Annotated in this window: 11 protein-coding genes; 8 read left to right on the top strand and 3 right to left on the bottom strand. The window is 70.0% G+C overall.

Annotation, left to right across the window (positions count from 1 at the left end; genetic code table 11):
- Positions 1 to 63 precede the first annotated feature (63 nt).
- Positions 64 to 996: an NAD(P)/FAD-dependent oxidoreductase gene (locus tag HD596_RS41425; RefSeq protein WP_185074885.1), complete on the bottom strand. Its 933-nt coding sequence runs from the start codon at positions 994 to 996 to the stop codon at positions 64 to 66.
- A gap of 237 nt (positions 997 to 1,233) precedes the next feature.
- Positions 1,234 to 1,995: a CPBP family intramembrane glutamic endopeptidase gene (locus tag HD596_RS41430; protein ID WP_185074886.1), complete on the bottom strand. Its 762-nt coding sequence runs from the start codon at positions 1,993 to 1,995 to the stop codon at positions 1,234 to 1,236.
- A 225-nt stretch (positions 1,996 to 2,220) separates the two neighbouring features.
- On the opposite strand from HD596_RS41430, the gene HD596_RS41435 reads away from it, so the two are divergent.
- Both HD596_RS41435 and HD596_RS41440 read left to right on the top strand, forming a co-directional pair.
- Positions 2,221 to 3,087: a class I SAM-dependent methyltransferase gene (locus HD596_RS41435; RefSeq protein WP_246555220.1), complete on the top strand. Its 867-nt coding sequence runs from the start codon at positions 2,221 to 2,223 to the stop codon at positions 3,085 to 3,087.
- An 85-nt stretch (positions 3,088 to 3,172) separates the two neighbouring features.
- Positions 3,173 to 3,586 carry a DUF6841 family protein gene (locus HD596_RS41440; protein WP_185074887.1) on the top strand — a complete coding sequence of 138 codons (414 nt, stop codon included), beginning with the start codon at positions 3,173 to 3,175 and terminating at the stop codon, positions 3,584 to 3,586.
- A 287-nt stretch (positions 3,587 to 3,873) separates the two neighbouring features.
- On the opposite strand, the gene HD596_RS41445 is transcribed toward HD596_RS41440, so the two are convergent.
- Positions 3,874 to 4,125, bottom strand: coding sequence for a hypothetical protein (locus tag HD596_RS41445; RefSeq protein ID WP_221519760.1), 252 nt, complete (start codon positions 4,123 to 4,125; stop codon positions 3,874 to 3,876).
- A 320-nt stretch (positions 4,126 to 4,445) separates the two neighbouring features.
- Here HD596_RS41445 and HD596_RS41450 point away from each other — a divergent pair, with 320 nt between their 5' ends.
- From HD596_RS41450 to HD596_RS41475, 6 genes are all read left to right on the top strand, one after another.
- Positions 4,446 to 5,276 (top strand): hypothetical protein, encoded by an 831-nt coding sequence (locus tag HD596_RS41450; protein ID WP_185074889.1) that lies wholly within the window; start codon positions 4,446 to 4,448, stop codon positions 5,274 to 5,276.
- 303 nt (positions 5,277 to 5,579) lie between these two features.
- Positions 5,580 to 6,215, top strand: a complete 636-nt coding sequence (locus tag HD596_RS41455) for a hypothetical protein (RefSeq protein WP_185074890.1) — start codon at positions 5,580 to 5,582, stop codon at positions 6,213 to 6,215.
- Complete coding sequence (locus HD596_RS41460) at positions 6,212 to 7,453, top strand: hypothetical protein (protein ID WP_185074891.1); 1,242 nt, start codon at positions 6,212 to 6,214, stop codon at positions 7,451 to 7,453. The genes HD596_RS41455 and HD596_RS41460 overlap by 4 nt, the downstream gene beginning before the upstream one ends.
- A 122-nt stretch (positions 7,454 to 7,575) precedes the next feature.
- A complete protein-coding gene (locus HD596_RS41465) occupies positions 7,576 to 8,628 on the top strand; it encodes an OmpA family protein (RefSeq protein ID WP_185074892.1) in 1,053 nt (350 codons plus the stop codon).
- A complete protein-coding gene (locus HD596_RS41470; protein WP_185074893.1) occupies positions 8,625 to 11,345 on the top strand; it encodes an ATP-binding cassette domain-containing protein in 2,721 nt (906 codons plus the stop codon). The genes HD596_RS41465 and HD596_RS41470 overlap by 4 nt, the downstream gene beginning before the upstream one ends.
- Before the next feature lie 8 nt (positions 11,346 to 11,353).
- The gene (locus tag HD596_RS41475) at positions 11,354 to 12,013 is read left to right on the top strand and encodes a hypothetical protein (RefSeq protein WP_185074894.1); all 660 of its coding nucleotides are present in this window, start codon (positions 11,354 to 11,356) and stop codon (positions 12,011 to 12,013) included.
- The last annotated feature ends 299 nt before the right edge of the window (positions 12,014 to 12,312 follow it).

Consider the following 12,312-nt stretch of genomic DNA (forward strand, 5'->3'; position numbering starts at 1 on the left):
CCGGCGGACACGCGCCGCCGGGCCGCTCCAGCGGATCAGCCGATCCCGCCGGGCGGGGCCTTCTCAACTCCCGCCCGGGCCCGCCAGGCCGGCGTCCTCGCGGAACAGCTCCTGGTCCACCCAGATCGCGGCCCGGGCACCGTCCGCCGCCCCCATGACCACGAACGTCATCGCGTCCGGCAGCGCCTCCAGCCGAGCCATGTCACCGGCCGCGTACACCCCGCGCACCGAGGTCTGCTGGAACTCGTTGACCCGCACGCACCCGTCGGGCAGCAGCTCGCAACCCAGCCGCTCGGCCAGGTCCGAGTGCTGCCTGATGCGCGTCCGGTGGAAGACCGCCCCACGCGCGAGCGGCTGCCCACCCTCGAAACGCAGCTCAAGAGCGCCGAACTCGCCGACCACCTCCGCGACCCGCTCCTCCCGCACCCCGACACCGGCCTTCTCCAGCCGTTCGCGGTGCTCGTCCGCCGGCGGGTTCCCGTTGCCGCACAGCACCACGTCGTCGCTGAAGCGGTCGGCCACGTACAGGGCGAGCATCACGCTCGGGAAGTCGGATCCCAGGACGGCGATCGGCTGCTCCCCGGCCTCGTAACCATGGCAGAAGGGACAGTGGAAGACGCTGCGGCCGAACCGCTCGGCCAGCCCGGGAACGTCGGCGAGGACATCGGTCTGGCCGGTGGCCAGCACGAGCTTGCGTGCGCGCTCCCGCGTGCCGTCCGCCAGGACCAGCTCGAAGCCCGACGTGACAGCGGACGCCTCGACGACCTCGGCGAGCCGCGTCTCCACCGTGGGATACGCCCGCAGGTCCGCCTGCCCCGCCTCCCTGAGCGCAGCGGGGGACAGGCCGTCCCGGCTCAGCAGCATGTGCGTCTCCTGGGCGGGCGCGTTGCGCGGCGCACCGCTGTCGAGCAGCAGCACGCGCCGCCGCTGCCGTCCCGACACCAGCGCCGCGTTCAGCCCCGCCGGTCCCCCGCCTACCACAATGACGTCAAACATCCCGTAGGCATCCCTTCTGTACAAACCTTGGCATAACGATAATCATTTCCATGCGCTGTTGGCTAGAGCGGCATGGTGATCGGTCGTGCCTGCGCTTGGCCTGTCTCACGGTGATGACCGTGCCCTGCTTCGACCGCTCTGTGATCCCGATATCAACCCGGTCCCGATCACCTGCATGGACATCCGCCGACGTGATCGGCTCGGAGGGCCGGGTGGCATCGTTCGTCACCGAGTCTGTTATTCACGCTCGGCGGCGGGGTGGAGCAGTGGGCGGCCGGAGTGGGTGGTGGCCAGAACTCCGAGGATGATCAGTGCGCGGACGAGCAGCGACGGCCAGCCGCCCTCCGGGCCGTAGCTTCCGCCGGTGATGAGGCTGGGCCCGTTGTCGTGCAGGGTCAGCAGGCCACCCACCACATCGTGCTCGGCGAGGAACGGCACTCCGAGGCGGTGCTCGCCGCTGACCGGATAGCCCAGGATCGAGCCTTGGACGAAGTTCCAGGCGAAGTGCATGGCGATCGGCATCCACAGCCGTCCGGTACGCAGCAGCGCCAAGCCGTACATGAAACCGCCCAAGGTGCTGCTGACGGCGCCGAGTAGGGTGCCGTCCCCGCCGACCAGGTGCACCGAGCCGAAGGCGAGCGAGCTGACCGTGAGCGCCAGCCACGGCCTGCGGGTCAGGACGAGCAGCGCCAGCAGCAGTCCCATGCGGCTGACGACCTCCTCCAGCACGGCCCAGGACAGGAAGGCGGCCAGACCGTTCCAGATCACGTCGGCGCGTAAGGCGACCCCTGTCACGGTGGTGGCGCCCATCGCCACCAGCACGCCGAACAGCGCGAGCATGGCGACGGTGACGATCAGGAACCCCTTGCCGAGCTCCGATCCCACGCCCGGCCGGCGGACGCCGAAGCCCAGCAGAACCAGGCCGCGCAGCCGGGCGACCACCGTGATGAGCACGGAGATGAGAAACAAGGCCCAGATGGCTGTTGCGATGAGATCCATATGCCCAGACGTTAGAGAGCTTCGCCCGCGCGGCGAATGGAGCGGGCAGGTGTCCTAATCTCGGGTTAGCCTCAGTATCATCCGTGAACGCGCCAGAAGAATGGTGCGATATCGTTATGAGCTCATTATTTGAAATTAACTTCCAATTGCTATGATTGTTATACATATTTGCGAAGTGCATTTAGCATCGGTGTTCCCGGCGAGGAAGAAAGGGAACGCCTCTCCATGCGCGACTCGCATCCCAGTCAGACCGCCATCATGGCCGCGGCCGCCCGTGCCGCCCACCTTCTCGTGGACGGCGAGCCGTTCATCCTCTGGGACACCCTGGCCGCCTCCCTGCTCGGTGACCGGGCCGAGGAACTGATCGGCTACCACCGAGCGCACGGCGATCACCCCGTACTCGCAGGGGCGCGCGCCCAGGCGACCGTCCGCGGCCACTACGCCGAGCGCCGCGCCACCGACCTGTTCCGCAGCGGCCTGGAGCAGTACGTGGTGCTGGGCGCCGGACTCGACACCTTCGCCTGCCGCCGTGCCCCGGCCGCCCGGCCGGTCCGCGTGATCGAGGTCGACCATCCCATCACCCAGCAGGGCAAACGCGACGCGATGGCCGCGGCCGGCATCGCCGTGCCCGACGGGCTGGCCTTCGCGCCGGTGGACTTCGAGTCCGACGATCTGATGGCCGCCCTTCACAAGGCGGGGTTCGACTTCGGCAAGCCCGCCCTGGTCACCTGGCTCGGCGTGACCATGTACCTCACCCACGAGGCGATCGCCGCCACGTTGGCCACCGTGGGCCGCATGGCGCCCGGCAGCGAACTGGTGATGGAGTACGCCGTACCGCCCGCTCTGCGTGACGATCGAGGCAACGCCTACGCCCGGTTCCTGCTGCCCGCCGCCGCCGAACGGGGCGAGCCATGGCTGTCCCTCTTCACTCCCGAAGAGCTCTCGGGCCTGCTCGAACGGCAGGGGCTGGAGGCGGTCGAGCACCTGCGGCAGGCCGATTGCCTCGCTCCCGCGCTGTGGCGGCGTTCGGACGCACTGCGCCCCGGCGACCTGTGCCGCCTGGTCCGCGCCACCGTCCCCAGCATGGCCTGAACCGGCCGAACTTCCGTACACCGACGCGGCCTCGCCATGCCCTACAACGCCATCAGCGCCCCTTCTAGAGGAGAGGACCCATCTCATGTCCGAGGCCACCACCCGCGATGACGAGCTCCGCCGCTTCTTCGACGTCTTCGCCCAGGCAAGCGGCAGTCTGGATGTGGACACTCTGACGGGCTGCTTCGCCGAGGTGTTCCTGGCCGGGGACGCCGGCGGCGCCCGGCCCGTGCCCCGCCCCGCGTTCCTTCGGGCCCTGCCCAGACGCGCGCAGATGTTCGCCGATGCGGGCATCGGCCCGGCCGCCCTCGACACCCTGACCCACCAGCAACTCGACGACCGGTACGTGCTTGTCCGCACCGAATGGACCGCACCTCGCACCGCCGGCGGCGAACCCGTCCACCTGTCGTCGTCGTACCTGCTCCACCGGGACGCAGACGACACCTACCGCATCGTGGCCTACCTCAACCATCAAGGCCTGCCACTCTCCCAGGCCTGACCATCACCGCTGCCGTCCCCTACGAGCCCGCACCTTCCGCTCGACCGGACTGGAGATCCAAGGAGTGCTCTGGAGGTCCTCGAACGGATCGCCATCGGCCTGTCCACCGCGGGGATCGCCGCAAATCGTCGTGGCCGGCTTCAGGCTCTTCGAATCCGGCGGTGCCAGGTAGGCCTGGCGAAGGGCAGCCGTCGGCGGGGTGGTGCCGGTGATGATCGAGCCCGGCACCACCCCGCCGGTCGGCAGGCCGAGGTCAGGGTCGCCGCTGCCCTGGCATTGACGCCTGGCTACGAGCAGATGGCGGTGGTCATCGCCTTGAGCGCGGACGGGATGACGGCGGTGGGGTTCGGGCTGCTGGTCATGCTGCTGGGCGCCGTGCTGATCGTCCGTCGGCGCTTTTGGTCGGGCATGGCGGTCGCCGGCGCCGGCAGGGCCACCAGCAGCGGCGCTCCACGTTCGGCCCGCTCACAAGCACGCGGCGGCATGGGGAGGTGGGGTGCGATATAGGCCGCCGGCGGGCGGATCGTCACCGTTCGCATCTTCTAGGGCCTTGTGCGACCTTCGTAGCGTGTCCGGCATCGGTAAGCCTGCCTATCAGGCGTAGCCTTCAAGGCGAAATAAACTCACGCTTCGGCACGGCTTCGCTAACCTGGACCCGTCTCTCTGATGTCAGATAGAAAGACGCCGGCCTGTGGTAAGCGGCCGGACCGATGCTGCGCCCCTCAGTCAACCCATCTTCTGTCGCCGCTATGGCGCAATGGCCAGGGTGAGCCAGATGTGCGATGAAAGCAAGATCAATAAAGTTCGAGCCACCGGACGGCTCCTTCTCCGCCTGCTCCTCGAACGAGAGGAGTATCGGATGCAGTGGCAATACCACCAGCAGCGCAGGCCCGGAACCGGCGTGAACCGGACCGCCGTCGCCGAGGTGATCTCGGGGTATCTCTACGACAAGGGCGAGCGTCCCGACTCCACGACGGCCCGCCATATCAAGGATCGCGTCGGCAGGGCGATAGCCGGCCAGGTCCTGAGCTCGGAGACACTGAAGTGGTTCATCGGGGCGTTCGAAATGTCTCCCGAGGACGAGCACCTGCTCACGGAGGCGTTCGCCCACGGCAGGACCACGATGGCATTGCCTCCCGTGGACACTCTGCAGAAGCGGCAGTCGTTGCCGCGCCCGCAGCGGCACCGCACCGTGATGCTGTTCGAACGCCGCATCATCGATGCCACCGGGCAGGCGGTGTCCCACCACTCGCAGCACACCATCATGGCGCGGGAGGACGGCGTCGACCGCTACCCCTGCTTCCTGTCGTCGAGGCTGGCGAACGTCATCATGGTGCACGGCGGGCAGGTCGAGAAGCCCTGCCGGCCGCCGCTGATCGAGATCGTGTTGTCCCGGTCGCTGCGCCAGGGGGAGACGACCTCCTTCGCGTTCGAACGCGCCTTCCGGCGCATCGACGGCGTCGACACCGAGTACCGGCGGGTCGCCAACGAGCTCACGCAGAATCTCGACATCGTCGTCCAGTTCGATCCGCGACGGTTGCCCAGCCGGGTGTGGTGGACCGAATGGGACGACCATCGGGCGGGCAACGTGCTACAGGAGGAGCTGGTCACGCTCGACGGTGATCACCGGGCGCATCGCTTCCTGCCGTACATGATGAACGCCGCTGCCGGTTTCCGCTGGACGTGGTGACCGGACGGGCCCGGCCAAGCCCCAAACAGGCACAAGGCGTCAGCTGATCGGCCGTCCTGCGACATAGGCGCTACAACCGTCTCACACCATGGCGGGATGGTACGTCAGCAGAGCTCAACGCGATCCGGCAGGGCACAGGAAGATCGCGAAACCCGCCTTGAGGACTCACTCCCGCCCGGGCGGCCGGCCTGGACAGGCCCACCGGAAGAACCGATCGTCTACGCGGCGAGCGACCGTCGCGCAGACCTGAGAGCGGGGCGTGCCGACGGCCGGCGCGGTCTGCTGCAGGCGCGGCTCAAAGGCGTGGCGAAGCTGCTGGAGCAGGACGGGCAGGCCGACCTGCCCAAGATCGAGACTCCGCATCTCGCCATGCTGGCGCACTGGAGCGCCGGCCTGATCCAGGCCGAGTGGATCCGGTGCGAGGACGACTGTCGCCTGCTGGGCATGCAACTGGCCGTGGCCGAGAACGCCGCGCACGGGTTGCGCCTGCGTTGCGAGATCACCGCACAGTACCTGGCGACAGCCCGGCAACGCGCCGCGGCCGGACCGGCGCCGCTCGAACTCTGCGGACGCCTGCCGGCGGAGGCGGACCCAACCACGCACCCCGACGAGCTGATCGCCAGACGCCGCCGAACGGCACTGGCCAACGCCGTACGGCGGGCGCAGGACGCACACGTAGAGACCTGCACACGCCTCGACGAGGAGATGCGCCGCTCGGCGCTGCTGCGCGAGCTGCTGATCAGGCGGGAGCGCGTGGCCAGGGCCAGGGCACTGCGGGTGCATCAGCACTTCCAGCTCCGCCGGGCGGTCTACCTCGGGCGACTGGTGCGCAGGCACGCCAACCGGGCCCTCCTCAACCTCCTGCTGGAGCTGAGCACCCCGGACCTGCCCCCCTGGGTACGGGACGAGCCCGCCGGGGACGCGGAGGCAGCCCGATGACGTGGCCGGCCCGAGCCCGGCAACGGCTGGCCGCCCTGGGGGGAGTGGCCGTGCCGGCCGCCGGCTCCGCGTTGCCCGTCGTCGAGCGGTTCGCGCCCACCCCGGTCGACGCCCAGGCCAAGCTCGCGGAGGTCGAACGGCTCATCGACGACCTCGCCCCCGGCCTGGACGAGGCCACCGGTCACACGCTCGACAACCTCATCAACGCCTGGGGAGAGGCGTGGGAGGCCGAGGTGATGGCGGAGGCGAGCGAGTACGACGCCCTGGTCGCCGGCAGGCTGAGCGCTCTCGATCCTCAGGCGGCCCAGTGCCGGGCCCTGCACGACCTGAACGGCAGGCGGTTGGCCGACGCGAAGACCGCGCTCGCCGCGGCACGGGAGCGCCTCGTGGGGGAGCGGCGTCCTGTGGACGACTCCGGAGACGGTGAGCGCGGGTTCGCTCCCTGGGGAGGGAAGTCCTTCACCGAGCCCACCTTGCTCGCCGGCCGCGGTCCGGCGGCGTTCGCCTCCGTAGCCGTGCTCGCCGTGGCCGCCTGCGCCGACGTCGCAGCGTTCTTCCAGATTGTTCAGCTCTTGCTGCCAAGGCAGGAGGGAGAGAAGAGCCTGCTGCTGGTCGGTGGGCTCACGGTCGTGGCGGTCACTCTCGCCCACCGAGCCGGCGTCGTCCTCAGGGAGCGGCACGCCGGATCGCGGACGGCCAAGCGATGGCAGGCCCTGCTCTGCCTGCTCATCTGGCTGCTCCTCGGTCTCGGTGCCGCTGTCATCCGCTTCTACGTCGCTGACCCCGGCACTGGACCGGTGGACATCGACTCGCAGGCCGGGCCCGGCTCCGAGCCCTCCTTCGCCTACGAGCAGGCGGGCATGGCCGGGTTCTTCCTCGTGCTCTACCTGGGGACCGGAGTCGTTGCGGCGCTCGGCGGCTACGCCCTCCACCAGCCCGTACGCGCGGCGTACGCCAGGGCATCGCGTCACCACCGGATCCGGCAGGAACGGATGGCGGTCTCGGTCGCCCAGCTGGCGCGGGTGGAGGCCGAACGCGCCCGCTACGCCGGCGCCCTGGTGGCGGCCCGGCAACGACTGACGGTCGAGCTGAAGCAACGGCTGGCGTTCACCGAGGAGCTCAAACAGATGGCGAGGGTGCACAACGCCCGCGCCGCCCAGAACCCCACCACGACCGATGGCCTCTTTCACCACGATCGCAAGCCATATGTCTGGGACAGACTTGGAGAGAACCGATGAGAAGACGGTGGCCCTGCTGGCCGGCCCTGGTGGCGCTGGGCGCCGCCACCGCCGGATGCTCCGCAGGCCGGGAGGAAGGGCCCGTGGCCCGGCCGCAATGTCTGGCTGGAGGCGCCGTTTCCATGGCCATCGTGGTCGGAGCCCGGTCCGGTACGCCCGCCCCGAAGCTGTCAAAAGCGCTGACGGCCATGGCCCGCGACACGGTCGAGGCCGGCGGGAAGGTGTTCGTCATCCGGCTGGACGGCTCACCCGCGGTGGTCTTCGACGATGACCTGAACAGCACAGCGTCGAACGGATCGGCGTTCGAGCGGGACGTGAACAGGCACATGGAGTCGATCGCCAGGGCGTTCAGAGAGAAGGCGACGGCGGCGCAGCCGGAGGCCGACGTGCTGGCCGCGATCGGGATCGCGGCCCGTTCTGTGGGCGAGGGCGGCAACGTGGTGGTGCTTGACTCGGCGCTCGCCACCAAGGGAGACCTGAACTTCCGTCAGGACGGCATGCTCAGCGCGGATCCAGCGGAGGTGGCCGAGTCGCTGAAGAGGAACGACGCTCTGCCCGGCCTGGCCGGACGGCGTGTTCTGTTCGAGGGGCTCGGCAACACCGTCGAACCGCAGCCGCCGCTCGGTGAGAGGGGGGTGAAGAATCTGGGCCTGATCTGGGCCCAGGTCGCCAAGGCGGCCGGAGCCGCGTGCACCTTCGTGAACGCCACACCTTCCAGCCGGACGGCGCTGGGGGGCACGCCTTCGGTCACGGTCGTGCCCGTGCCGCCCCCCGTTCCATCGATCAAGGCGTGCGGTGACACGAAGCTCACGGAAGCGCACTCTGTCGGTTTCGTCCGTGGCGAGGCCGAGTTCCGCGAGCCCGGCGCCGCCAGGAAGACGCTGGGCCTTCTGGCCGCGGTCCTGGCCGGGAGCGGCAAGCGGGTGGAGGTCATCGGAACGACCTCTTCCGAGGGGGACAGGCTGTACAACCTCCGGCTGTCCAGGGCACGCGCGGAGAAGGTCCGCGACACGCTGGTCGAGCTGGGGATCCCCGGCGACCGCGTCACGGCTCGCGGTGTCGGCACCGACTGGCCCGACCACGTGCCGGACCTGACCGCCGGTGGCGCGGTCATTCCCGCCGCCGCGGCGAGGAACCGCAAGGTGATCGTCAGGCTTCCGGCGTGCCCGGCATGAGCGATCCACTGCCGTACCCGGCGCGGTCCAGGCTCTCGGACTGGTGGAACGGCTTCAGGGACGGCAGGGAGGGCATCCCCGCCCGGTCTCCCGCGGCGCCGCACCGCCAGGTCACCACGCCGCACCGAAACATGCTGCTCGGCCGCGCCGGGGAGTTGTACCAGCTCGAGTACCTGAGCCTGCAGGAGCGGCTCGCGGTGACGACGTCCGCCCTGGCCAAGGCCGGGGCGGACGCCTCCGCCCGGCATGAGGCCCGCCTGCGAGGGCTGGAGGACCTGCGGGAGGCGACCGCGCCCCTCGGCGCCGAGGAGCGGGACGCCAGGCTGCTCGGCGACCGCGACCACCCGATCGGTCTGGTCAGGAAGCGCAGGCGGAATGAACGCGAGCGGCGGATCGCCCAGGTGCGGCGGTCTCTGGCGGCGGTGGAGGAGTCGCTCGCCCGGGCCGAGCACGTCCGCGACGCTCTCACCCCGCTGCAGGAACAGCTGGTGGAGATGGCCTCCGCACGTGCCCGCCGGATTCGCGAGCACACCGAGCGGCGGATCGCCGCCTACCTGCGGCCCCTGCTGCGACGTCATCCGCACCCGGCGTGGGCGGCGGAGCGGCTCGGCGGGCCTCTGGACCTGCCGGCCTGGACGCTCGCCGAACACGAGGAGGTCCCGGTTGCCGGCCCGGAGCGGGAGGAGCCGCCCGCCGCGTACGAGATCGAGCTCCTGACACCGGAGAGCATCTTCGGCGCGCAGTGCCCTCCGCCGTTCCTGCTGCGCGAGCCCGGCTCCGCGCCCCGGCAGTTCAGGCTCGTCCAGGAGGAGGCCGGGCTCAGGCTGCGCGACTACGGGCATGGCAACGGCCCCTACATCGATGGCCGGCCGGTCAGGTCGGCGCTGCTCCACCCGGGCGATCATTTCGACTTCGGCGACCATCGCTACGTGGTCCGGGACGGCCGCCGCCACCTCGGCGTGACCCGGCTCGGGGTCCGCGACCTCATCGTGGCCGGCCTGGAGGCGGAGAGCGGCGGGCGGTACCGGCTGCGGGACATGTCGTTCGTGCAGCGTGAGGGCACCGTCCTGGCCATCGTCGGACCGTCGGGAGCGGGCAAGAGCTCCCTGTTCCACGCCCTGCTCGGCGAGCTGCCCCTCACCGCCGGCGAACTGTACTTCGAGGGGCTCGCCGTGCGGGAGCACCGCGAGCAGATCAGGGAACGGCTCGGGTTCGTGCCCCAGGAGATCGACCTGTTCGGCCAGCTCACCGTGGAACAGCTGCTCCGGTACGCATACCGGCTGCGCGGCCCCGGCACCCAGGCCGACGACCAGATCGACTATGTGTGCGGGAAACTGGAGCTGCGCGACCACCGGACACGACTCGTCAGCACGCTGTCCGGCGGCCAGCGGCGCAGGGTATCCATCGCCATGGAGCTGCTGAACGAGCCCAAACTGCTGATGCTCGACGAGCCGACCTCCGGCCTCGACCTCGGGCTGGACCGCCAGCTCATGACGTTCCTGCGGGAGTACGCCTCGCTCGGCAACACCGTCATGATCATCACGCATGCCACCGAGCACCTGCATCTCGCCGAGCAGGCGCTCGTGGTCGTGCGGGGCGGGCGGCCGGTGTACGCCGGATCGCCCGGCGAGCTGACCAAGCGGCTGGGCGTGTCCAGCCACCCGCAGCTCATGGTGGACCTGCAGGAGGAGGAGGGAACGGCGGGCAGGGCGACCGAGCTCGCCGAGGAGTACGCCCGGCTCGACTCCGGGGCCGAGGCGCGGGCCGCCGCGGAGCATGTCCGCGTGACCCGGCCCGAGACGGCCGCCCGCGACCTCGTGCGCCGCGGCAAAGCCAGGCTGCTGCGGCGCCAGCTGCACGTTCTCCTCCGCCGCCAGATCCACCTGGTGCTCACCCGCGGCGTGACCAAGGACCGATGCTCCCCGCTGGACACCTGTCGCGCCGTCATCCTCGCGAGCCTGCCGCTGCTCATCGCCGCGCTGTCCGCCGTCCTGGCGGCCATGGTGACGGGGCCCGACGGGCTGGGACGCGGCCCTTCCCCGGACGGTGCCACGGCCCTGACGCTACTGACCACCCTCGCGGTCCTGAGCGGGCAGGCGCTCAGCTACGGGGACATCGTCGGCGAATACCGCATCATCCAGCGCGAACACCGGACCGGAGTTCTCCTGCCCGCTGTCGTCCTGGCCAAATGGCTGGTCTTCGCCGTGGTCGCGCTGCTCCAGGGCCTGCTCATGACCGGCGTCTTCCTCGCCGTGCGGCCGGGCCCGCCGGCCGGGCTCGTGCTCTGGCCGTGGCTGGAACTGGCCGCCGGACTCTGCGGCCTGACCGTCGCCTCGATGTCACTGGGGCTCGTCATCTCCGCCATCGTGCGCAAGCTCGAACAGGCCGTGGCCCTCGTCACGGCCACGTCGGTGGCACAGATCGCGCTGAACGGACTCACCGCCGACCTGTCGGGCAACGTCCTGCTCAACGCCCTGGCCTCCCCCTTGCCGAACCGTTGGGGAGTGGCCGCCACCGCCTCGGCGTCGAATCTGCGGGGGAACTCCCCGCAGCCCGTAGCCGACGCGTTGTGGCGGCACACGCCCGGCCAATGGCTGTTCGCCCTCGCCGTTGTGGCCGCGTTGTCCCTGGTCTATCTGATCGCGACCGGCGTGGCACTCAAGTTCAGGTTGGAGCCACGATCCCCGGATCGGGGCGAGCGGAAGGCAACATCATGATCGTGTCCTTGGGCGCCGCCGCCATCGGCGTCGTGGCGGGCGTACTCCTCAACGTCTACGCGACGCTCCTCATCGAACGCGTCCCGGCCTTCGGCCGGCTCAGGAAGACACACTTCGTGATCTTCAGCGTCGTCCTGTTCGCGCTGGCGCTCTCGCAGACGCTGCTGCCGCTTGTCCTCGGGAGCCCTGACCCTGCCTCCCCCCGGCCTCAGGCGACGTTGGGGGCACATCCCACGGTGCTGCTCTCGAAGGACGCCTTCAACCTGGGGCCTCCTTCCGCGTACCCGAGGGAGGAGACGGACAAGATCGACCTGGACACCGGGGAGCGCGGTTATGGCAAGATCGTCGAGGAGACGGGTATGGACCTCCAGCCGGACAGGGGCCGACGCACCGACGTCATCATCGAGGAGACCGAGATTCACGCGTTCAGCGAGAGCAGCCGATCTCTGGTCGTGCTCGACCGGGCCGAACAGGCCGGCTATAACGCGTGCGCGGCCGCGCTGGTGGACGATGCGCGCCGGGTCGGACGCATCGCCCTCAGAGACTTCGTCACCGGTTCCCGGCTGTGCGTGAAGACCGACGAGGAACGCATCGCCCTCGTAAGCGTGCTCGGCGTCTCCGAAGGCCCCGTTCTGACGATCAGCTATGTAACGTGGGAAACCCATTGAGGACGATCCGGCGCGACGCCGTCGTGCCATGAGGCTCTGCTGCAGGACCGTCAAGGAGCCGGCAAGGCCAGCCAGCGGTGCTGGGTGATCGGCGCCGAATACCCGCTCGATGGTCGGCAGCAGAGCGGTGAGCTGTTCCCGCGCGCCGGCCATGTCCCCGGCCTGGCCGGTCGACTGAGCCAGAGCGTGCCGGGCGATGCGCGTGTCGGGGTGTTCGGGCCGAGCACTCGCTCCCTGAGCAGGGTGGCCAGCTGTCCGCGGGCGCCAGCGGCGTCCCCCGCCTGCCCGGTCCATAGGCG

This window comes from Nonomuraea jabiensis (genome assembly GCF_014204795.1).
In the GTDB taxonomy this organism is placed as follows: Bacteria; Actinomycetota; Actinomycetes; order Streptosporangiales; family Streptosporangiaceae; genus Nonomuraea; species Nonomuraea jabiensis.